Here is a 23,742-nt window from a genome sequence, read left to right on the forward strand (position 1 = left end):
GAATAACCGTACAGTGTATATAAATAGATAACGTCATCAAATTTTTACTTGATAATCTAGATGTAAATGCTCCTGAGCTTACACCCTGGGTTAGTTTACTTCAATTTATGTACGAAGAATTATGATTTTTTTATCATTTTTCAGGTCTAAAGAGTAGTAGTGTTTCTTTGATAAGAGACTCCTTCCTTCTCTAAAATAACAAAGGAAGGATGTCTTTATCTAATTTTGATGATCGAAAATTATTGTATTACAATTTTCGTTTTTCTGGTTCCAAAACTATCTTCAATTTCTGTAAAGTAAACTCCTTTGCTAATTTTCGAAATATCAATGACATCTTTGGCAACAGTACTCTCTCCGGATTGTACCAATTTACCATTTAGGTTTCTTACATTGTAAGAAAAGGCACTTCTCGCCCTAATTATCAAAAACTCGCTGGCAGGGTTAGGATATATGATAACTTTCTGCTCTGGCAATGGTTGCGTTGTTTCTTCTGTAGTAAAGGTATCAAGATTTCTCGCTGTTGTAGTATTGACGGGTATTAACTTCCATTTTGTGCAATCTCCAGTACCTACATGTGTTTCGATTTTTGTCCCGGTCCAGTCGTTGCAATTATCATTTCGCATCTTTAACAAGTTCTTTTCTGAAGATAAAAGGCTCTCAACATAAAAATACCCATTATCAGCGGGGAAAATCTTCCACTCTACGCGCGCACCTTCTCCATTGAAAGATTCTACACTAGTGCCAGCGTTAGTATTACCGGCATCGGGGCTTAGCCGGAATTTGGTCAATACACTTTCTATAAAATATGTGTTTTGCTTACCGCTAACAGAAATAAGTTTGAATCGATACGCGTTGTCAGAACCTGTGACACTACCTAAGTTCATATCACCACCTAAATTATCAGGACTACGCATTCTTTTACCAGAATCTCGATTTTCAAAATAATAAATACCTGATAAATCACCTGGTGTTGGATCAGGATCAGAACCTTGCTCGTACCAGGTTTGTTTTGAATTAGGATTGATACCAGGATCAGCGTTAGATAGATTAGCACCACTACCGATGATAATCTTTTGTCCATTATCTTCGAAGGTGTTATTCCACTGCTTATTCAATTTATTCACATCTGCACCCGACCATAAAAAAGTCTTAATACCTGCATCTTCACAATTTCTCAACGTATTATTTTTTATAAAAACACCTGGGTCATTATAAAAGGCTATACCCGCACCTCTAACTCCTCTAGGATCTTTAACATTCTCTATTACATTGTTTTCTATCCAGGTATTCATTCCGCTATTTGGTGTCTGGCCAGCATATCCCTCGACGCTGATGGCACCCTCAGTGATACCGTTTACCGCACCAGTTTTAATATCGTGACAATACGTATTTTTGATGGTTACATTGGTCGATTGTGGTTTCACATTAATTGCCTCTCCACGACCGGTATCATAGATTTCAACACCCTCTATCCATATTTTATTTGAGGCTCTATCAGCAAAACCTCCAGATGAATGCCCCAAATAGATACCTTCTCCAAAAGAGGCCTGACTACTCATGTTACCAGTATCCCATATTTTTCCACCAATCCAATCTATATGGTGAGAGGATCCGGCAATTTTCAATCCAATTCTGTCGCACTTAGTTATTTCACAGTTGTTAAAAATGATGTGATGAGAACGATCCCATACAGCTACTGCTTCCCAATCACTATTTTGAAATCTTATATTTTCAAAAACGATATAAGAAGAGTTCCGTAAATTGAGTGCTTTGCCCGAACGTTTTGCATCAATAATTACTCGTCCTTCACCCCTAATGACCAAAGGTTTGTTTTCTGAAAAATTTTTGTTTGTAAGTCCTACTTTACCATAGGTACCTGCCTGTATGATGATAATATCTCCTCCACTAGCTCTTCCAATCGCTGCATCAATTTTGTCCCCGGGTTTTACAAAAATTGTTTCTGCCTTTAGCATAAGATTTTGACCAAAAACAGCCAAAACAATTAAAAAAAGATGGTATTTTTTCATGAGTTTAAAGTTTAGTTACGCTTTTGCGTATAATTATTACGTGTGTTTACTTGATAATAGAGATTTACATGCCCTTAGGCATGGCTTGTATAGAATTAGTTTTCAATCAATACCTTACAAATTAGTTTTAAGAGAGTTTATTATTAACTAGCCTCCCGGTTGATAATAGTACTCTTTTGTGCATATGAACTTATTGAGGTAATAAGAAATACAAGCATATACATTTGTGAGTTTTATTTAACGATTTGTTTTCATAAAAAGTAAGCGAATTAGTTTGTTTATAGACAGATTAGTGTAAGCATAATACCGAACCCCACATGTAAGAAAAATGTGGGATTCTGAATCATGGTTTGTTTATTTATATGGTTGTTGTAATTACTATTTTTTCTCGATAATCGAGATTTAGGTGCTAAATGCAGGCTTGCTTTGATATACATATCAAGTTTCAAACCTGATCATTAGTAATGGTAGATTTTTGCTAAGCAAGTCTATTGGCTTAAATCCCAGTGATCATAATCCTCGGTAGGCTGTTGATTGTGATTGTGGTGGCCGCCATGACCATCTCCTAGTTCACCCGGACCGCCTGTAAATGGATCGTCTAATACCCAATCCATATACCCTTTCATATCACCAGGCTTATGATATTTATCTTCGAGATGTTTTGCAACTTTAGCGCCATACTCATAATACCAGTCATAAACCTCTTCATAGCCTTTTCTTCTCCATAAAAAGTTAGTAACTCTGGCCATACCTCTTAAATCATCATTTCTAGAGATATCGCGCGTGTTAGGATCGTCTATCCAGGCAGTGGTAACAAAGTACATCGTCCAGGCTAGGTTGGTCTGCACTTCATCGTACAATTCTTTCCAACCTGTAGGTGCTTTGTATTCTTCTGCATATTTGTCTAAACTACCGTTAAAAAAGTATCCGCGTGGGTGAAATACAGAAGAAGTAGAATAGCTAAACGATCCAAAAGTATCTTTAAAAGTGTCGAAATATGATTTAATAAGAGCGTGCCCTGCATATCCTGATCTTGAAATAGCTAAACGCGAATAACCTGTATGTCGTTTACTATCAAAACCACAGCTGTTAAGCCAAAACCAACTAGTTTGTAAATCATTTTGCATAAAGAAATCAGATTCACCATTGGTTTGATTTGCTAGAGTAAATTCACCAAAACCTGCAGTTTCTAGGAAATCTTGTGCGCTATGTAGCGGATATTTCCCTGTTCGTAAAGACATATCGGGTTTAGGCTTTCTTCCCATATCACCAATACCCCAAATTTCGTTAGTGGGTACCGACAAACGGTATCTGCGATCTCCTTTCGGTTTATCTTCCCACCAGGATACTTGGAAATCCCCATCCTTAGCCTTCGGAATTCCAAAAATTTCCTCTCTTTGTATGTGCATTGCGATCAGTCCGGAAGTAAACTTGTTAATAGCTGTTCGTTTTCCCATTACTCCTCTTCCGCTAACAAGGGAATGATCACAATCTGTATAATTTTCTATAGCTTCTACCAGACGTTTTAAATTTTGTCTAGAAGGATAATCACTATAATTTTTTCTATATAAATCTATCTGGGGATCGGTATCTAGACAAGGCATATTGGGCATCCACTCATCAACATTTCCAAATTGCGAACCATGAAATTGATCACTTGCCCATAGGGGTAAAGGAATCCCTACACGCATCTCGCTTAGATTAATCGCAGCAATCTCATCTCTTACCTTTAAGGCGGTTGTTAGATTATCAACCTTACCATTAAATAAGCTTGGCACCCATCGTGGTAGTTCATTTTTTAAGAAATTATAATCCCTCTCTGCTCTACTAATGCCAGGTAATACTTCTTCGCCTGGCTGAAAAAGACGATGTTGTCTAGGATTTTTAGGTGAAGTGATTTTATATTTTACTCGTGTTGCCTCTATCATGTCTGCAATCGCGATGGCATCTTCTTCTGGAATATGGGGTAATGCTCTCCTAATAATATCTTCTCTTTTAAAATTGAAAAAAGCAAGGTCAAAAGCATCTGGGTTATGACAATTAACACACTTCGCATTATTTTGTATTGTCCCAGGTTTAGAAAATGCGGCAATCCCCCTGTCTATGGTGGCTTCGAGTTCTGGTGTTGTATTAAAGTCAAAATTTACTGAGCCGTCTTCGGTGAAAGCAAATGGGGCAACATAGTCATCAAAGGATTCATTAGTACATGATGAGCATAAAAAGAAAGTGCTAAAAATTGTAGCAACTAAGTTGATGGATTTCATAAAATGTATTTTTGGTTCCGGTTAAATTCTTTATTGTCCATATTACTTATTAGATACCAAATTATTGTGTTAAAGGTGTTAACAAAGCATTTCATAATTGATTTCAGATAATTTTTTTAGCTATTTATTTTTGATTTAAATAACTGAAATACAATATTTTGAAAAAAATAAATGGGGAAATTATAATATTTTGTTTTCTATATTGTTTTTTAAATAAGATTACTGTTAAATTTTCTTCTTAGGTTTATTATGTTGAACGTAACCTTGAATTATCCTACTTTATCAATGAAATTTTTAAATATTAATTATGTAGTTCTTATTTGCTATTTGATAAAATTTCCGTTTTACGGGCAAGAAGCCTCAATAGTAAGAAAAAAGGACTCCTTAAAAATTTATCACTTATTATCTGAAGCTAAAAAACTAAGCAGGCGCAATTTGGATAGTGCAGAATATGATGCAAGGCAAGCATTACACTTTGCAGAAATGAGTGGTTCTCCAAAATTCAAGGCAGATGCTCTTAGAATTCTCTCTATAGTTCTCGGTGAGAAAGGAGGTAAAGAAGATCAATATTGTGCATTAACTTATAACGAAGATGCGTATGCGCTCTATAAACAATTACAAGACACTACTGGAATTGTAGCGAGTCTAAATAATAGCAGCATACTCTATCGACATTTAAATCAATATCCTGAGTCAATTGAAGCCATCACAACAGCAATTTCTTATATTACAAGCACCACCAATATTAAAAATTATAATAATGTTCTAGGAAAGTCCTACGGAGTTTTAGGCAATATTTATAGAAACATTAATCTGAAAGATTCGGCAATAGCAAATTTTGAAAGAGCTAAAGTATGCTTTCAAAAGACGGGCTCTGTGTACCAATACCATGTGGCTTTAAATACAGGAATCGTATATTCTAGAGATGATGATTTTAAAAAAGCTCGGGAATACTATTTATATGCTTACAACGGGTATGTTTCTCGTGGTGATTCTGTCTATATTGCCAGTAGTGCTTGCGATTTAGGTAAAGTTTACATACAACTCGACTCCCTCGAAGTATCTCGTAAATTTTATAGTCAGGCGATCGAGATTAGCAGGAAAAAATCATTACATAGACGATTAGTTCGAGGTTTAATAGGAAAAGGAGAGATCACGTATCGAGAAGGTGAATACAACAAGGCATTAGCTTATGTAGATACAACTATTCCGATTTTAGACACCTTCAATTTTGTAGAATTAAAATATTACGCATACGAGTTAAAAGGTAGGCTACTACGAGAATTAGGAGATACAAAACAGGCTATTATCTATACTGAAAAGGCCACCAGAATTGACGATAGCTTAAGAAAGGCAAAAAATCAACCGGCTATCACAGCATCTTTATTAAAAATTAATGATCAAGAACAAAATAAAAAATTGAAAGTTTTTGAAAATGTTATCTATCACAAAACAAAATGGATTTGGATACTTACATTAACGATCTTACTTATTTTGTTTTTATTATTTAGATTTTATAAAAAGAGTAAGATGCAACTTGCAAATTTAATAGGTTCTATATCTGACCTGAAGAACTCTCTTATCAAATCCAATAAAAAACAAGAACATGTAAGTAGAAAATTGGTCTCTACTTCTGCTAATAATGCTCTTAAATCAGACTTGTTATTGCAAATTGATGGATTATTAACTCAGGTTAAAACCAAAATAGTCAAAAAAAACGATCCTTTGAAGGTTAAAATCGAAGAAACACAAAGTAATATCAAATACCAGGCATCTGTAGATAAAATCTGGGAAGATTTTTTTGCTCATTTTAGAGAAGTTCATCCTAATTTTCTTGAAACACTTAATAAAAGGCATAAATTAACACCGAATGATTTGAAAATTTGTGCTTATATAAAAATGAATTTAACACCTAAAGAAATTGCCAGTTTAATGAATGTGACCCCCAATAGTATTAGAATAACGATTCATAGACTTAAGAAAAAGATGAAACTTCCCAAAGATACCAGTGTTTTTGATTTTATTAAAACTCTTGAAATAGACAATTAGGTATAGCAAGATAACTTACTAAAACTATAAAATTGGTAAATACGCAGTTTTTACAGACTGAAAAATGTTTAACCTGCTTCATATCGTAGAGATGAAGTAAAAAGAATAAAACGCTTTTAAATAGCCAACTAAATAGTTAGCTAACGTATAAATAAAAATCCGTAAAAATTTAGTAGTAAAATGATTACGGATTTTTAATGTGGAGTCGGAGGGTCTAACCAATAGCTTTTAATATACTGAAAATCAAATTATTAAACTGTTTTTTCAAATATAAAGCACCGAATTAAGCACCAGACGAAAATAGTAAATTAATAGTATTTAATAATTACTTTACTAAAGAGTAAATGGTTGTAATACAATAGTGAATAAAAATTGAAAATATAGAAATCAATAAAAGATTTTAGGAAGAGAATTTGTATACAGTATTGATTATCATCTTAAAACTATTTCAAATACCAATAATTATGTAACAAAATACATTGTTAAATTAACATAAATTTATATATGATCATGTTAATTTTTATTTAAAATTTATGTGTTAAAGAATTGGGTAGTTTATCGATCACTACAGTTATTTTCAATTTCTGGCACTTCTGATTTAATTAAAGAGATTTAGTAATCAGTATGTTACGATTTTTTATTTAACAATTTCATGTTAGATTTTTACATAGCTTTACTACATCGATTTTTGGGAAAAGAGATCAGGAAAATTTTGAACATTGGAATACGGGATCCTGATTGGGATCTTACTTTTTAAACTCATAAAACCTGACCCACATGAAAATCAATGTTCTTCTTTTATTGTTATTTCTGGTTTTTTCTCTACGAGGCCAATCCCCTGGAGGAATTGATGGTGAAGATATATGGTTCACCGCAGAAAAACATTTGACACGTACACGAATGGCAGATAGTACTGCTATCGATACTTTACAGGCTCAATCTAATGATTTCAACTTTCATCAAGCCTTAGTTTTCGATGGAAATTCTGGTATTAAAGATATCTTATCTGCAGACTTACATAATGTAAAAAAAATAACGGCTTATCTAATTTATAAAAACTATGGAGCTCCGCAAGAACAACCCCTTTGGAGTTTACAGACCCCTACGCTTGACATTACGCTAACCACCGATAGTATCACCAGCTTCAAGAGAAGTATTCCATATACCGGTGGGCGTACGGATAACATAGTGATCAACCGCTATTACGAAAAGTGGAAAAGATTGCCCGAAATGTCTGTTCAACGGGACAGTAGCTTTTTCTACCTGGGATCTACAGAAACAAAAGATTCGCTTTCTAAAAAATTCAAAGGGGGTATTGCAGAGTTTATTTTATACAACCGAAAATTAAAACCTAAAGAAAGAGCTGTGCTAGAAACGTATTTAGCTTTGCGGTATGGTGTTACTATGAATGGGGATTATGTAGATAGTGGAGACCAAAAAATTTGGAATGTCGAAGATAACGATCCTTACCTGCACCGCATTTCAGGAATTGGCAGGGACGATAAAGCCAATATTTTTCAAAAACAATCAGGGTCTAGTGATGACCAGGGGAGTTTGGTTATTTGTGCGGGATCTTTACAATTATCAAACGAACTCAATACTTCCTCGATGAACCATGGAGATTTCTTAATATGGGGTGATGATAATGGAAAAAATGAAATGACAGAAGCCCTAAGCAATTCCTTGCCGGTATTAGATCGAAAATGGCTACTACAAGCTAGTGGAGAAACCTGTCACCGTATAAAAACCGAAGTGTGTATAGACCCTCACTATTTTTTCCCGAATACTGTCCAGGAAGAGAACGATTATATACTAGTTATAGATCGTAAAGGAAGTGGGAATTTTGAACAAACAGAAACAGAAATCGTATATGCCGAACCGGATACAACACGAGGCACGCAGGTTTTTCGAAACATAGTATGGGATATTGACAAATCCGGGAATGATAGTTTTACGTTTGCCATGCTACCAAAATTAAGACTGACCCTGCAACCGGATGTAAAAACGGATTGTGAGAGTACTACAAAATCAGAAACGATTACTTATAGTGTAACCGGCGGATTACCACCCTACAGCTATGAATTGATAAATACAACGGGCAACCACCAGAAACAATGGAAAGATAAAGAGAATGAGAATTCTGTGAAGGAAGGAGTATCAAATACTTCTGAAGCCGGTCTATACCGGTTTACCGTTACCGATGTCCTGGCACACACGACAAAGGATACGCTAACTATTGAAGCATACGTACCACTACAAATTGATTTGGGAGAAGATAGGGCATTAGCCGATGCATCGATAACATTAGATGCTGCAACCCTGATCAAAGAAAAAAGCGTAACATACCTATGGCAATCTGACCAGGGCCTTTCTTACAATACCCCTAAAATCGAAGTGAAGGAAGCCGGAACGTATACCGTAACAGCAACCGATAGCTATAGCTGCACCGCAACCGATGAAATCACTATATTCCCTTCTATAATCGAACAGTTTGTCATATATCCTAATGTTTCAAAGGATGGAAGTTATACTGTCCAGGTAGCACTCAAAGAGCCTTCGCCCGGCCTGAAACTCGATGTTTATGACCTGCAGGGACAATTGCAACATACTCAACAAACAGATCGTAAGAATACCTATTTTGAATTTCGTGGAAAGGTAGAAGGCGCATCGGGTTTGTATACCATACACATTTCATCATCCACAATCACTGCCACAGGCAAATTCATAAAGGAATAGTAAATATATATTTTTTAGGCACTATCCTTTTGAAGTATAACACAATTTGACACTAGTCGTACACCAAACAATTAATACTCATGAAAACCTTAACACATATTCTATTATTATGCTGTCTTTTGTCAGCCTTTTCGCCCTTACGAGCTACAGACCCTGTCAAGACAGACATGAACAACACTCCGGAAACTCATTATTATCCGTCCACCCGGTCAGAAGGTTGGATAGGAAAGAGCCTTGGTAACCCACTGGACAGCCCGATAGATAATATTTTTCAGGTTGAGATTGACGCTTCGCTGTCAGATAACGATATCGTTTGGCTTACCTATGAGTTGTATGGTATTACCCATACTTCAGGGGTATCCAAAAGTATTAATGAACAATATTCTGTAGGAGGGGCTTTTGTCCGGTTCAACGATAGCTGGACACCACAACAGGAACAAGTCAAAGCAGATTGGCTACTTACCGGAAAAAATATCATTCGTTTCACCCTTCCGGAGGGAGTGCAGTACCACTATAAAATCCGAAACCTGGGGATAAAAGTTCAAAGATCAGTTCAAGAGCATAAGCGCTCGCTTATTATCAATTCCCACAAGGAGGGGTTGTACTTCGAGGATAAAGCCTATCTTCACGGGTTTGTCTACGGTAAAGATAGTGAAGACGTGTGCTTATATGTCGATAACACCGAAGTAGATTCTTATAATGCTGCTTTTGAACACATTGTTGCTAAAAATACAAAAGGCGACGTATGGATAACCACTGTAAAAGCCATATTTCCTGATGGAGAAACCATAGAGAAAACAGTTAATTTTGGTTGTAATGAAAAAGCAGATCAGGTAAATATCCTAGATCAACCTATAATCACACCAACACAAAAAGAAATGCTCTCGGGTACTGGTCTTGTGCGTTATTCAATTCAGGGCGCATCGGTTACAATAGATCAGAAAGACAGTGATATTGCGGACACGCCAACAGGAATAATTCCTTTGCGATCTATTGATATCCCTGCCCTTAATAGCGGTATGGTAAATGTGAGTCGCTATCATGGTGGTTACCGGTTAAGTCCGCAGCATGCTTCTTATGATAAGGCAGCGACTGTGTATATTGCCTATGACCCTGATAAAATCCCTAAAGGATATAAGCCCGAAGATGTACGTACCTATTACTTTGATACGCAGCATAATCGATGGAAGGCCTTAAGAAGGGACTCCATAGATGTGACCAACCATAGGATCATTTCCAAGACGATGAACAACCAGGATATGATCAACGGTATTTTAAAAGTACCTGAATCGCCGGAGTCAAATGCGTATACACCTACTTCTATTAAGGATATTAAGGCTGCAGATCCTTCTGCGGCGATCAATATGATGCAACCCCCTTCTGCCAGTAATATGGGTGATGCTAATTTGGGGTATCCTATTAATATTCCGCCCGGTAGACAAGGGATGCAACCGCAGCTTGCTATACAATATAATAGTGGTGGCGGTAATGGCTGGCTGGGATTGGGCTGGAACCTGCAGGTACCTTCTATCAGTATCGATACCCGTTGGGGTGTACCACGTTATGACCTTCAAAAAGAAACTGAAACGTATCTAATTAATGGTGAGCAGCTAAGCCCTATTGCCCATAAAGGAGAACTTGTAAACAGAACTACAGACAAACGATTTTACAGGCGTGTGGAGGGGGCTTTTGACAAGATTATTCGTCACGGAAATAGCCCTGCCAATTACCATTGGGAAGTTACTGATAAGATGGGTACACGTTATTTCTATGGGGGAGAAAGTACTGTGGATAACAATGCAGTGCTAAAAGATGCCCAGGGCAATATTGCCTATTGGGCACTGGTTAAGATCCTGGACCTGAATGGTAACTTTGTAACCTATAACCATAGTATACAGCAAGATGTTGGTGTAGCGGGAGGTACCGTTATGGGGCAACAGTTGTACTGCGAAGAAATTTTGTATACAGGAAGCTCAGGGCAAGATGGAAAATATAAAATAGTCTTTACCCGGGATAGAGAACTGGGAGAATCCTTACGGGTGGACAAAAGTATTGATGCCAGATACGGATTCAAAAAAGTAACTGCTGATTTACTTAGGAAAATAGAAGTACAGTTCAATAATCAAAATATTCGTAGTTATGAATTGCGATATACCGCAGGAGCCTTTTTTAAGACCCTACTAACTTCTATCGAAGAATTCGACGCTGTTGGAAACCCTTTTACAAGACATGAACTGGACTATTATGATGATGTACGGCCAGGAGGAACTGCCTATCAACCATTCTCTGCTCCTGAATCCTGGAATCCTGGAACGGACAATGTAAGAGGCAATTTTTTAACACCCGATCTTGTCGACGATTTTAATGATAAAGCGTCTTCATTAAGCGGTACTTCTACCGGTGGGGGTGGGGGTGGCATTGCTGTGACTTTTGGAATCTTTGATGGTAATTTAACAGGAAAAAGTAATACTGTAGGTGGTAAAGTAGGGTTCTCAAAAAGTGAGGCTGAAGGGATGTTGGCCATGGTCGATATCAATGGCGATGGATTGGCTGACAAAGTTTTTGAAGATGGTAATGCGCTTTATTTTCGTCCTAATCTGTCAGGTCCTGACGGTACAGTGGTGTTCGGGGATCGATCCCAGATTATTGGGGTAGATCAATTCAGTCGTTCAGTTACCAATACTACCTCAGGAGGATTCGAAGCTCATCCGCTGATTGCATTTATCGGATTTGATACTGCCAAAGCCAAGACCATCGAAAAAACTTATTTTTCAGATGTTAATGGAGATATGTTGCAAGATATCGTGATTGATGGCCGTGTATATTTTAATCATATTGATGATAACAATATTCCGGTATTCACACTTTCCAGTTCAGATACCCCAAGTCCTATTAATGAGACAGGAACTATTGATCCTTCTATTATCACAGTGGACCCTGATGAGCAAGAAGCATTAATCGATCAATATCCGCTTCATGATGTCGTAAAAACTTGGATTGCCCCTTTTGGTGGGATCATCTCTGTAGAAGGGGATGTTTCGTTACTTCAGGGAGTGCAGGCAGATACCAATGATGGCGTACGAGTTGCTATTCAGCTTAAAGGATCTGAACTATGGGATACAACCATTGGGCCGACAGATTTTTTGCCTAAAACCCCGGCGAATGTTAGTAATATTAATGTAACCAAAGGAGACCGACTTTATTTTAGGGTACAATCGATAGAAAATGGAAGTAACGATTTGGTACGCTGGAATCCAAAAGTTACCTATACTGATAGGGCTAATGACCAAACCGATGCCAATGGCAAAATAAGATTTCAATACCCAGCTGCTGAAGGTTTTCTGTTGACCAATAAGCAGGCAACGACGACTCCTATTGACGGTACCATTCAAATTAGTAGTACATTTTCAAAGCCAGTCACTACAGATGATATAAAAGTTGTGATTCGTATTGAAGGTGGTGAAATACTAGCCGAAAGATCATACGCCTGGGATGCAATTGTCAACGAACCTATTGAATTGACCAGAATGGTCGCCGCAGATACTTCCCTTATTTTTGAAGTACTTTCTGATACCAATATTGATTGGAATGCTATTTCTTGGCTCCCAAGGTTATTCTATACGGCTTCAACAGATCCTGCATATCCATCGGTGACAGATGCACAAGGGAATCCGTTAATAGAAACTTTTCCGGTAGTGGATTATTCTATATATGCAGATCATCGTATCGCAGGAGAAGTATGGGAAGCTACTGCCGATGGTACGGTAAACGTAAGTGGTATTCTGTCTGCTAATCCCGATGCCAATGGAGAAGTAACTTTTTCAATTAAGAAGCTCAATGAATTGATCACCAAACAAACAATTGAAGTAAGTTTAGGTACCGCAGCATCTGATACTTTAGCGGTTCAAGTAGTTCAGGGAGACCTACTGCATATTGAATTTCACATAGCAGATCGTGAACTTGCCAATAAGATTAACAGTACCACAGGTACAGTTGATACTTCTTCTTTCCCAGCAGCTTTGTATACCCAAATAGCAGCAGAGGATCGTATTTTTGGACATTTGTTTCAACATTGGGGGCAATTTGTATATAAAGGTAATCGGGATCGAGCCAATCTTCCTATTGATGAATCTTTATTACAACTAGATGATGCCGTTTCTAACCCTCTCGATCCTAATGATATCAATGATCCCTCTGGTTTAGATGGGATTTATGATCCTACTCAGAGTGATTTGGTATTGATGATTCCGGTACCTAATGAACAACTATGGCGGGGGTATGATGACTTTACCTATATTAAAGCTGAAGAACTAAGTGCTTCGCGATTAGGGCTTGATGACATTTCGGTAGTCAGTCCAATTCCATCAGGAAGTGGAGTGAGAGCCATAAACAGGGTAACCGAAAGTACCACCGAAAGTTTTGCAGGAGGAGCAGGAATTTCACCAATAAGTGGAAGTTATAGCGAATCTACCAATACCACCAAAAATATTACAGAATTTCTGGATATGAACGGGGATAGCTATCCTGATATTGTGACCGAAGATGGGATTCAATATTCAAATGCCGATGGTAGTTTGGCAGATACCGCAACGCCTTATTCGATAAATGGCGCAGTCGTTGCCTTAGGCCTTAATAGAGCAGAAGCTAAAGCTGAAGGAGGTACACTAGGAGGTACGTATATCAATGCAAAAACCAACAATACTGGTTTCTTAACTTCTGCAAAAGCCTCTGTACGCCAAATGAAGACTTCATTAAAAGGGGAACAAAAAGCGGTGGACAATGCTACTAAAGATGCAGCTACTTCGGTAAGTATTAGTGCTAATTTCTCTGAGAATGATGATGAAAGTAAAAATAGCTGGGTAGATGTCAATGGGGACGGGTTACCAGATAAAGTATATCAAAATGGAGATGTGTCTTTAAATTTAGGGTATTCTTTTGCTGCACGTGAGCCGTGGGGATTTACTGAAATACGTAATGGAGAAAGTATCGATGTAGGCGCCGGACTGGGCGTGAATATTGGGAATTGGAGTATCGCTGCAGGCGTTTCCTTTTCGCGATCTGATAACAAAGTAAAAACAGCATTGCAAGATGTAAATGGCGATGGATTACAGGATATCTTGGCGGGTGATGGTACCGTTATGGTATATATCAACACTGGTAATGGCTTTAATGCACAAGGCATTCCCTGGACCGGAGCCGAAAAGATTAGTGCAAGTTCTTCTACAGGAGAATCAATTAATGTTGCTTTTACAGGCTGTATTCCGCTACCAACACCAATTACCCCGGTCACAAAATTATGTTTTAACCCAAGTGGTATGGTATCACAAGGTGCCAGTAGACAATTGTATCAGATCAGTGATATTGATGGCGATCGCTACCCGGATGTATTAGAGTCTGACGTAGATGGAAATCTCATGGTAAAACGATCTACTATCGGAAAAACCAACAAATTAAGGTCTGTAGTACGCCCTTTGGGAGCAAACTTTACTCTGGATTATCAACGAACCGGTAATACTTTCGGGCAACCTAATAGTATATGGACACTTACCAGCGTGTCCATGTTCGATGGGGTCGAAGAACAAGATGGCGGTGCCGATACCATGCTCAGTACCTTCGAATATGATGGTGGCTTTTACGACCGTAACGAACGTGATTTCTATGGGTTTAAAACCGTAAAAACCCGTCAACTGGATACCGAAAATGGAAATGCCGTATACAGAACCGTCGTGCAAGAATTTATAAATGATAACTTTTATGAAAAGGGGTTGTTGGCAAATGAAATATTACAAGATGCCAATGATAACAGATTTACAGAATCTTTGAATGTGTATAGCCTAAAAGATGTAGAGACTGGAGCCAGCTTACCTGATTCGGTAAAAGAAGATGCTACCGCAGCAGCGTTTCCGGCGATGACCGAAATGGTCAATAATTTTTATGAAGGACAAGCTGTTGCGGGAGAAACTACACGAATGACCTACCAATATAACCCCGTAGGAAATGTTACCGGCTACACCGACGAGGGAGATAGTGGTAGCGATGATGAGATCAGTTCCCAAATACAATACCACCCAGAGACTGGAGGCAATTATCTGGTAGGTATCCCTAGTAAAATAACCGTTACCGGAAATGGCAAAACGCTTCGGGAACGGGAAAGTACGATTGATAATGCTGGTAACATTACCCAGCTACGTAAAAAACTGGGCGATGGTGCGACTGCGTTGTTTGATATGCAATATGATGCAACAGGGAACATCACAAAGATGACTCGTCCTTCAAATCAATCAGGAGAACGCTTGTTTTTTGAGTATCAGTATGATCCTGAAGTACAAACCTATGTTGAAAAAGTAGATGATGCCTACGGGTATTCCTCAACCTCGCAATATGATTATCGTTTTGGCCAGTTACTCAATACCACAGATATTAATGGTAACCGTTTGGAATATACCCTGGATGATGTAGGTAGGGTAACCAAAATACGCGGACCGCTAGAGATCGCTGCTGGAGTTGATTTTACGTTAAAATTCAGCTACAATCCCCAGGCTGATATCCCCTGGGCATTAACACAGCATTATGATCCCCAGTTTCCTGGTAACGAACTAGAGACCGTAACCTTTATCGATGGGTTGGCCAGAGTACTGCAAGTGCAAAAAGATGGGGCAATTTATCAAGGCGTCAATAATGCTGATCAGGAGATGCGTATCGTATCGGGTAGGTTGAGTTTTGATGCTTTTGGTCGTACAATCACGTCTCGTTATCCTACTACCATTACAGGAGCGGCAGGGACATTTGCCGCTAATCCCGATACGGTAAAACCTACCGAAACCGAGTACGACGTATTGGATCGCGCCACTAGAGTGACCTTACCCGATGGTGCCGTTACCCAAACGCAATACAATTTTGGTAGTGACCGTAACAGCAACCAGCAGTTTAGTACCCTGGTGACTGATGCTAATGGCATACAAAAAGAAAGTTTTACCAATGTACGTGGGCTTACTACTTCGGTAAGGGAGCAGTACAGCCAGGGAGGCGATATCTGGACTTCGTACAACTACAATGCGATTAACGAATTGATCGAGGTAACAGATGACCAGGATAACCGGATCACCTCGGCCTACGATAATTTTGGAAGAAGAACCAGTGTAGACCATCCCGATGCAGGGCTCACCAGTTTTACCTATGACCTGGCCAGTAACCTCACCAGTAAAGTGACGGCCAATCTTAAAGCGGCCGGGCAGGCTATAACCTATACTTATGACCGGGAACGGTTGATCAACATTACCTATCCACAAAACCCAAGCAATAATGTGAAATATACCTACGGGAACGCTGGGGATCCCGATAACCGTGCCGGGCGAATTGTCACCCAGGAAGATGGGGCTGGTAAACAGGAATTTTCATACAATCCTTTGGGTGCGATGGTCAAAAATAAACGTGATATTATCGTAGCTGGTGAAAATCTAGCTTCTTTTACCACGTCCTGGGTATACGACACCTGGAATCGGGTGATTAATATCACCTATCCTGATCAGGAAGAATTGACCTATAGCTATAATCTGGGCGGACTCGTACAAAGTATGTCGGGACAAAGCCGATTTGGAAATTATACCTACGTAAAACAATTGGGCTATGATAAATTTGAGCAACGTGTCTATATGGGGTATGGTAATGGTACCGAATCTTTTTATAGCTATGAACCCGATCGCAGAAGACTCAAAAACCTGATCACCGAGTCTGCAACCAACCGCAGGTTGATGGATAATGAGTATACCTATGATAAAGTGAATAATATTCTAAGATTGGTGAACAGGATGGAAGTCTCTACCAGTGATGAATTATTAGGTGGCCCCAGCGACTATAATTATAGCTATGATGACCTATATCGATTAACCAATGCCACAGCAATTTATACCGATGAAGAAGATAACCATAGGTTTAATTTGGATATGGAATACAACAGTATCCATAGTATTACTAAAAAAACACAAGTAACCGAATCCAAGGACCAGGCGGATAGTGACAACGATTGGATCGAAGAACCGGAGGTTACCTACGACTGGGAATATCAATATGAAGATGCGCAGCCCCACGCGCCGATCCAAATGGGAAAATTTACCTATCTTTATGATCTAAATGGTAATTTAGTGAACCGGCCAGAGCGTACCTTTAACGATGACCCTGATAAAGAACGTGAAAACCTGATCTGGGATGAGGAGAATCGATTGACCGCAGTAACCGAAGCAGCCGATGATGAAGTGGTATTGTATAACATCTACGATGCAGGGGGCGAACGGGTATTAAAGACCAATAATGATAATAATGTAGAGATCACGATTAATGGTACAGTAGTTACCCCACAGCCGGTGGATAAACTGGATGATTATATTACCTACGTAAACCCATATTATGTGTTGCGTAAAGACTACTTTACCACCCATTTTTATATCGAAGGGGAGCGGGTAGCGACAAAGTTGTCTGAAGAAGATAAGGATCTGGGATTGTATTGGCACCACCAGGATCATTTAGGCAGTTCTGCATATACGACCGGAGTGAGTAGTGGTGAGACGACACAACATATAGAATACTTCCCATTTGGGGAGACGTTCATTGATGAAAAGGAAGATGGTCGGGATGAAGATGCTGGGAAGGATAATCCGTATCGATACAATGCAAAAGAGTTGGACGTTGAGACGGGGCTCTATTACTACGGTGCCCGATATTATGATCCAAGGACGAGTGTGTGGCAGAGCGTGGACCCGCTGGCGGAGAAACATCCACATATGTCTCCTTATGCATATGCAGCCAATAATCCAGTAAAATACATTGATCCAAATGGAGAAGATTGGTTTATGAATCAACAGGGATTTTTAATATGGTCTGAAGAGACTTCTGTTCCCGGTTTTTCATATGCTGGTAATGTTCTTCCCGAAGGTGTACATAGGTATAAAATACTTGTGAATGTTGATGGTAAATTATATCATAAAAATACTGGTAACATTTTTGCTGAAGTTGGTAATTATTTTGGAGGTAATTTTATAGAGCATAAAGAATATGATCCTGCCTCGGAGAATTTTTTCAATGAAACTGTATCGATGGCAGCTGGATACGGAGTTTTAAAAGCCGGAGGATTAGCTTTCAGCCTTTTAAGAAAAGCCGGAGGATCAATTTGGAAAATGGGATGGTCAACCAGAGGCTTCGTATATGAAGAAATGCTTAAGGCGAATCTTAGAAATATTCCAGGTTATCCGGTTATAGATGATTTTGCTAGAGGAATTGCTACCAGTATAAAGACTTTAGATTTGAAAGCAAAGACTTATCAGGTTTCTGGTAAAGTGTATTCTAAACTTAAAGGTTATATTGACGATCTAGGCAATTTTACAGGTGCAAAAAGAGGAACAGTTGATACTACAGGTGGGGTTATTAAGGAGAAAGTTTTAGAAGTTGGTGTTCCAAAAGGAGCATCACCAGCACAAGTAAAAGAAATTCAGAAAGCAGTTAAGTATGCAAAAGACACTTATAATATTAAAGTTAATGTTCGAGGTGTTGATTAAAATTTAATAAATAATCTCTAGTGTACTCATAAATATATTTATGAGTACACTTTTTTCATATAACCCAAAAAAGATGATTAAATCATGTATAGTACATAAAACAAATAAAAACTATAAAATTATAACTCAAAGCTGGACTGATATAGGGTTACGTTTGAGTACAGAACCGATATTCATTTTACCTTTAGATTGTAAAATTGAAGATTTATTAGAATCAATATTTAAATCACTAGCTGGAACAAAAGAAAATGTTATAGCACCCTTAGAAAAAGAAGAGTATAAAAAATATGTAAAAAAAATGATATCATTATTGAAGGAGAAATCTTTTGATTCTCTTGATAAAAATTCCAGTAGTTGTAATATCTCTCAAGAAAATGAGCGGCTAGTAATAACACCATACACATATACCGTTAAAGGAGGTTCAACTTTGATTGAAGAAGAAAAAGTAGAGTTCAATTTAGTTGATCACATCAAAGAAGAGATAGTTTTAAAAGTAATAGAAATCTTGGATAAATTTTAATTATTTATTGAGGTGCGATTATTTTTCAAAATTTTCATACTAATATCAACTATCGAAGCCCCCCGCTGGTCCTAGTGTTGGCTCTCGCTAGTTTGTAACTAGTGGCGGTAAAGCTTGGTAGCGGATGGGTAAGCGGGCAAGGTTATAGAAGAAAAAAGAGCCCCCCAGATGCCGCTAGTATGCGCTCCCGCTAGTTTTCAAAACTAGTGGCGGTAAAGATTGGTAGCCCCCGTTGGTCCTAGTGTTGGCTACCGCTAGTCTGTGACTAGTGGCGGTAAAGATTGGCAGCGAACAAGTAAGCGGTCAAAGGTTAGAGAATATGAATCAAAATCCACAACACTTCTTTTTTATGGGGGAGTGTTGTGGTTTTATAACATACAAGATAGATTTACCTATCTTTATGACTTAAACGGAAATTTGGTGAATCGGCCTGAACGTACCTTTAATGCAGATCCCAACAGTGAACGGGAAAACCTGATCTGGGATAAAGAAAACAGGTTAACTGCCGTGACCGAAGCGGCCGATGATGAAGTGGTGCTGTTTAACATCTATGATGCAGGTGGGGAACGTACGTTAAAGACCAATAATGATAATAATGTAGAAATTACCATTAATGGTACTATAGCTACTCCGGTAGCAGTAGATAAGCTGGATGATTATACGACTTACGTAAACCCATATTATATATTACGTAAAGATTATTTTACGACCCATTTTTATATAGAAGGAGAGCGTGTTGCGACAAAGCTGTCAGAAGAGGATAAGGATTTAGGGTTGTTTTTTCACCACAAAGATCACTTAGGTAGTCAATCCTTAAGAATATTATTAAGTTTTGATTTTTATTTACTTACAGGTTTAAAAAGGATGAATTTGGTATCATAAATTGCAAGGTTTTCTTTAAATTGGATAAAAATTCTTGCAAATAATGTTAGGAAAAACAAAGCATTCTCCGCAAAAAGACCTGTTCAAACCGCATCTTATTGACTTCATTGATATGGGTCACGAGCTGGTTTTGTTAGCTGATAAGATTGATTGGGATTATTTTGAGAATAGCTTTTCGGGGCTGTATTCAAGTAGAGGACGCCCTTCAATGCCTGTACGTTTAATGGTGGGTTCATTGATGTTAAAGCGGATTTATAATCTTGGAGATGAAACCTTAGTCAACGCCTGGGAACGAGATCCTTATATGCAGTACTTCTGTGGGATGGATCATTTTGAATTTTCCTTCCCAACTGATCCTAGTGATTTTGTTCATTTTAGAGAACGCATTGGAGAATCAGGAGTTCAGAAGATATTTGCATATTCTGTTAGTTTTCATGGAAAGGCTTCTCAGGAAAAAGTAGTTCTTTCTGATACGACTGTTCAAGAGAATAACACTACTTTTCCAACAGACGCCAAACTTGCCAAAAAGATTATAGATAAGGTGAATACTATTGCAAAAAATGAAGGGGTACAACAGCGTCAAAATTACAAAAGGGTAGCAAAGCAGTTAGTACGTGACACCTACAATCCTAACCATCCCAAACGAAAGAAAAAAGCAAAAGCTGCTTCGAGAAAAATCAAAACCATAGCAGGCAGATTAATCAGAGAACTAGAAAGGAAATTGACTGATAGCCAGAAAGTCAAATATGAACAAGAGATAGCTCTTTATTGGAAGGTACTTGAGCAAAAGCATTCTGACAAAAACAAGATCTATAGCCTTCACAAAACTTTTACTGCTTGCATAGCAAAGGGTAAAGCACATAAACAATACGAGTTTGGAAATAAAGTAGGACTCACTCTAACTTCAAAATCACTTATCATAACGGCGATAAGCAGTTTTGAAGGAAATCCTCATGACAGCAAAACTTTAGAACCTTTGCTGGATCAAATTAAGTCAAATAAGTTACATACACCAAAAGAAATTATCTACGATAGAGGAGGAAAAGGAATAAAGCAAATAAAAGAAACTATCATATCAACACCAGACAATAGACCACTTAAACGGGATACAGAATATCAAAGAAGGGTAAAGAGAAAGAAATTCAGACGCAGGGCAGCTATAGAGCCTGTTATCGGACATTTGAAAACGGACTTTAGAATGGGACAAAACTATCTACATGGGAACAAATCCCCTCAAATCAATGTATTATTAGCTGCAACAGGTTGGAATCTAAAGAAAATGATGAAAAACCTAAAAGAAGAGTTGAAAAAAAATATTCTATACCTAATTTTAAAACTAATAAATCCTTTACTGCTAAATCAAAAAGCCATTTACTAAGGATCGACTAGGTAGTGCAGCCTATACCACAGGAATTAGTAGTGGTGAGACCACGCAGCATATAGAGTACTTCCCATTTGGGGAGACGTTCATTGACGAAAAGGAAGATGGTCGGGATGAAGATGCCGGGAAGGACAACCCCTATCGTTATAATGCTAAGGAGTTAGATCAGGAAACTGGTTTGTACTATTATGGAGCCCGATATTATGACCCACGCACATCCGTGTGGACCGCCGTAGATCCAATTTCTACCTATGATCCGGTGATGAACCGGGAACATTATCTGGATGGCCAGCACAACACCGGGGTATATGATTCTGGAAACCTGAATGTATATGGATACACCTACCAAAATCCTATAAAGTATGTAGATCCTAATGGGAAACAAAACATTCCTGGCCCTATACAAGGCGTTGGTGATGGCCTGGCCAGGAGTGTAGAGAGTGGTATAAATAGTTTATCAAAGACGGTAGAAACTGTTGCTGTTGTTTTAACAGGGCCACTTTTACTGGTATCGGATTATTTGGCCAACAGAGGCGGAGGGTTTAATTTTACGACTAAACAAAACAACAGTGGTCCAGGACCAGATCGTAAAGGGGACCGGGATACTGAATCAGTTGATGGTGATGCCATTATACAAGCTGCTAGTAATCAGACCGGTAAAGGGCCGCTCAACAAGGCTAACACCATAAAGGGCGGTGCTGAAATTGTTAAAACTGTTGGGGAAGGCATGGGCCTTGGTGCTGACATAGTAGATAAAGCCAATCTTGTAATCAATGAAAAAGATACAACCTTCACTACTCAAAGAGCTGGAGAAATAACAACTACAGTTATTGATGAGAATCAAGTTAGTTCTAAAGGAAAGGTTTACGATGTAAAAGTAACAGTACCTATGTCAAAAGTTGATAGTGTTATAAAGGCATCTCAAGAGTCCATTCAAAATCAGTCTCAACAGATGGAAAACATTAATGAAAATATATTAAATAAAAGTTAGTAATGAGCAATAATTCGATAAATTCAATAATCGTTTTGTTGATTTGCTTTATTGTTGCTTGTAATAATACTAAAAAGAAAAAGTATTATTATTCTACAGGTGAACTACTATCTGAAATAACCTATAATAATAAAGGTATTAAAGATGGTGAGTTAAAGCAATATTACAAAAGTGGAGAACTTAAGGCTATTGAATATTATGATCAAGGTAAAATAGTAGATACTACTAAAAGATTTTCTAAAAATGGAAGTCTTATTGCACAAGAATATCAATTAAATGGTCATAATATTTATGAAAAATACTATGAAAATGGCAATTTAATGTCAAAGGGGAAGGTTATAGACACTTTGCTTACGGGCTGGTGGGAATATTATCATAAAGATGGCAAGCCAAAAATGAAAGTGGAATATATGGATGTTTCCAAGGATAGTTTGATCAAAAACCCGCTGTATACAAATCAGTTGATTTATTACGATCAATATGGGAAGGTCTTAAAAGACAGTAGTAATTATTTTACAATCGATCTTAAAGATACCATTTTGAGAGAGAAAATATCAATAGGATATCTTGACCTTCAACCCTCCGTTTCTAAGAAAGACGATTTTCACATGGTCTATTATTGGCAAGAAGATGAGCAAGGCAATACTACAAATGTTGATTCTACATATGGAAAGAATGAAAAGAAAGCAATGCTACGGATAATTCCTAAAATCATAGGACAGTATAAATTGAAAGGATATGTTCATGAAAAAGGAAGATCGGTAAGGGTCAATAAAGAGGATAGCACCATGGCCGATATCACTTTTAAAGAACGTAAGCTATTTTTTGAGAAACCTTTTGTTGTAGTGGATTCTGTTAATGCTATAAGCAAGTAAGCGGTAAACGAGGCAAAAGCGTAAACCAAGAACCACAGCATTTCTTTTTTATGGGGGGGGGTGTTGTGGTTTTTTATGAGTAACATAAGTAACAAATGTTACCAATAGTACACATTTGTAATTTTATTAAAATTGTTTAATTTATATTAATTCTAAATAATTAATTTAAAGTGTAGCAATATTTTGTTGTAGGTAGTCCTTAAAACGTTTTTTAGAAACAAAAGTCTCAATAAGCTTAAGCAATATGTTTTTTTCTTCATGAGCATAAAATTAATATTCTATACTTAAAGGCTTTTATTTTATGTCCAGTGAAAGGTAGTAATTCCACGGTGTTTTTGCTGATCTCTAGGCTACGTGCGATGGTTTTATAGCCATCACCGTTTAAATGCATCCTTAATAGTTGTTTTATAAGACTCATACGTTTAGGTTTTCCTGCCATAAAGTATCTTTTGATGGTGAATAAAAACCA

General features: G+C 37.8%; 10 protein-coding genes. 8 read left to right on the top strand and 2 right to left on the bottom strand.

Annotated elements, in window-relative coordinates:
• Nucleotides 1-239 precede the first annotated feature (239 nt).
• A complete protein-coding gene (locus J8281_RS14785; RefSeq protein WP_210198416.1) occupies nt 240-2,027 on the bottom strand; it encodes a right-handed parallel beta-helix repeat-containing protein in 1,788 nt (595 codons plus the stop codon).
• 488 nt (nt 2,028-2,515) lie between these two features.
• Nucleotides 2,516-4,291, bottom strand: coding sequence for a hypothetical protein (locus J8281_RS14790; RefSeq protein ID WP_210198417.1), 1,776 nt, complete (start codon nt 4,289-4,291; stop codon nt 2,516-2,518).
• 285 nt (nt 4,292-4,576) lie between these two features.
• Here J8281_RS14790 and J8281_RS14795 point away from each other — a divergent pair, with 285 nt between their 5' ends.
• From J8281_RS14795 to J8281_RS14830, 8 genes are all read left to right on the top strand, one after another.
• On the top strand, nt 4,577-6,340 hold the full coding sequence (locus tag J8281_RS14795; protein ID WP_210198418.1) for a hypothetical protein: 1,764 nt from the start codon (nt 4,577-4,579) through the stop codon (nt 6,338-6,340).
• 777 nt (nt 6,341-7,117) lie between these two features.
• Complete coding sequence (locus J8281_RS14800; RefSeq protein ID WP_210198419.1) at nt 7,118-9,076, top strand: T9SS type A sorting domain-containing protein; 1,959 nt, start codon at nt 7,118-7,120, stop codon at nt 9,074-9,076.
• 80 nt (nt 9,077-9,156) lie between these two features.
• Nucleotides 9,157-18,624, top strand: coding sequence for a SpvB/TcaC N-terminal domain-containing protein (locus tag J8281_RS14805; protein ID WP_210198420.1), 9,468 nt, complete (start codon nt 9,157-9,159; stop codon nt 18,622-18,624).
• Nucleotides 18,625-18,664: 40 nt separating this feature from the next.
• Nucleotides 18,665-19,144 (top strand): hypothetical protein, encoded by a 480-nt coding sequence (locus J8281_RS14810; RefSeq protein ID WP_210198421.1) that lies wholly within the window; start codon nt 18,665-18,667, stop codon nt 19,142-19,144.
• 261 nt (nt 19,145-19,405) lie between these two features.
• Entirely contained in the window at nt 19,406-20,026 is a 621-nt protein-coding gene (locus J8281_RS14815; protein ID WP_210198422.1) for a hypothetical protein, read from the top strand.
• A 43-nt stretch (nt 20,027-20,069) separates the two neighbouring features.
• Nucleotides 20,070-21,404, top strand: a complete 1,335-nt coding sequence (locus J8281_RS14820) for an IS5 family transposase (RefSeq protein ID WP_210198423.1) — start codon at nt 20,070-20,072, stop codon at nt 21,402-21,404.
• Between the two features lie 91 nt (nt 21,405-21,495).
• The gene (locus J8281_RS14825) at nt 21,496-22,398 is read left to right on the top strand and encodes an RHS repeat-associated core domain-containing protein (protein ID WP_371812624.1); all 903 of its coding nucleotides are present in this window, start codon (nt 21,496-21,498) and stop codon (nt 22,396-22,398) included.
• A gap of 2 nt (nt 22,399-22,400) precedes the next feature.
• The gene (locus J8281_RS14830) at nt 22,401-23,273 is read left to right on the top strand and encodes a toxin-antitoxin system YwqK family antitoxin (RefSeq protein WP_210198424.1); all 873 of its coding nucleotides are present in this window, start codon (nt 22,401-22,403) and stop codon (nt 23,271-23,273) included.
• Nucleotides 23,274-23,742: the final 469 nt, after the last annotated feature.

The organism is Aquimarina sp. U1-2 (assembly GCF_017897595.1).
Taxonomy (GTDB): domain Bacteria; phylum Bacteroidota; class Bacteroidia; order Flavobacteriales; family Flavobacteriaceae; genus Aquimarina.

What these genes read in the sequence shown, in the direction of transcription:
- J8281_RS14785 (WP_210198416.1), bottom strand. Translation starts at nt 2,027, where the DNA reads ATGAAAAAATACCATCTTTTTTTAATTGTTTTGGCTGTTTTTGGTCAA.
- J8281_RS14790 (WP_210198417.1), bottom strand. Translation starts at nt 4,291, where the DNA reads ATGAAATCCATCAACTTAGTTGCTACAATTTTTAGCACTTTCTTTTTA.
- J8281_RS14795 (WP_210198418.1), top strand. Translation starts at nt 4,577, where the DNA reads ATGAAATTTTTAAATATTAATTATGTAGTTCTTATTTGCTATTTGATA.
- J8281_RS14800 (WP_210198419.1), top strand. Translation starts at nt 7,118, where the DNA reads ATGAAAATCAATGTTCTTCTTTTATTGTTATTTCTGGTTTTTTCTCTA.
- J8281_RS14805 (WP_210198420.1), top strand. Translation starts at nt 9,157, where the DNA reads ATGAAAACCTTAACACATATTCTATTATTATGCTGTCTTTTGTCAGCC.
- J8281_RS14810 (WP_210198421.1), top strand. Translation starts at nt 18,665, where the DNA reads ATGAGTACACTTTTTTCATATAACCCAAAAAAGATGATTAAATCATGT.
- J8281_RS14820 (WP_210198423.1), top strand. Translation starts at nt 20,070, where the DNA reads ATGTTAGGAAAAACAAAGCATTCTCCGCAAAAAGACCTGTTCAAACCG.
- J8281_RS14830 (WP_210198424.1), top strand. Translation starts at nt 22,401, where the DNA reads ATGAGCAATAATTCGATAAATTCAATAATCGTTTTGTTGATTTGCTTT.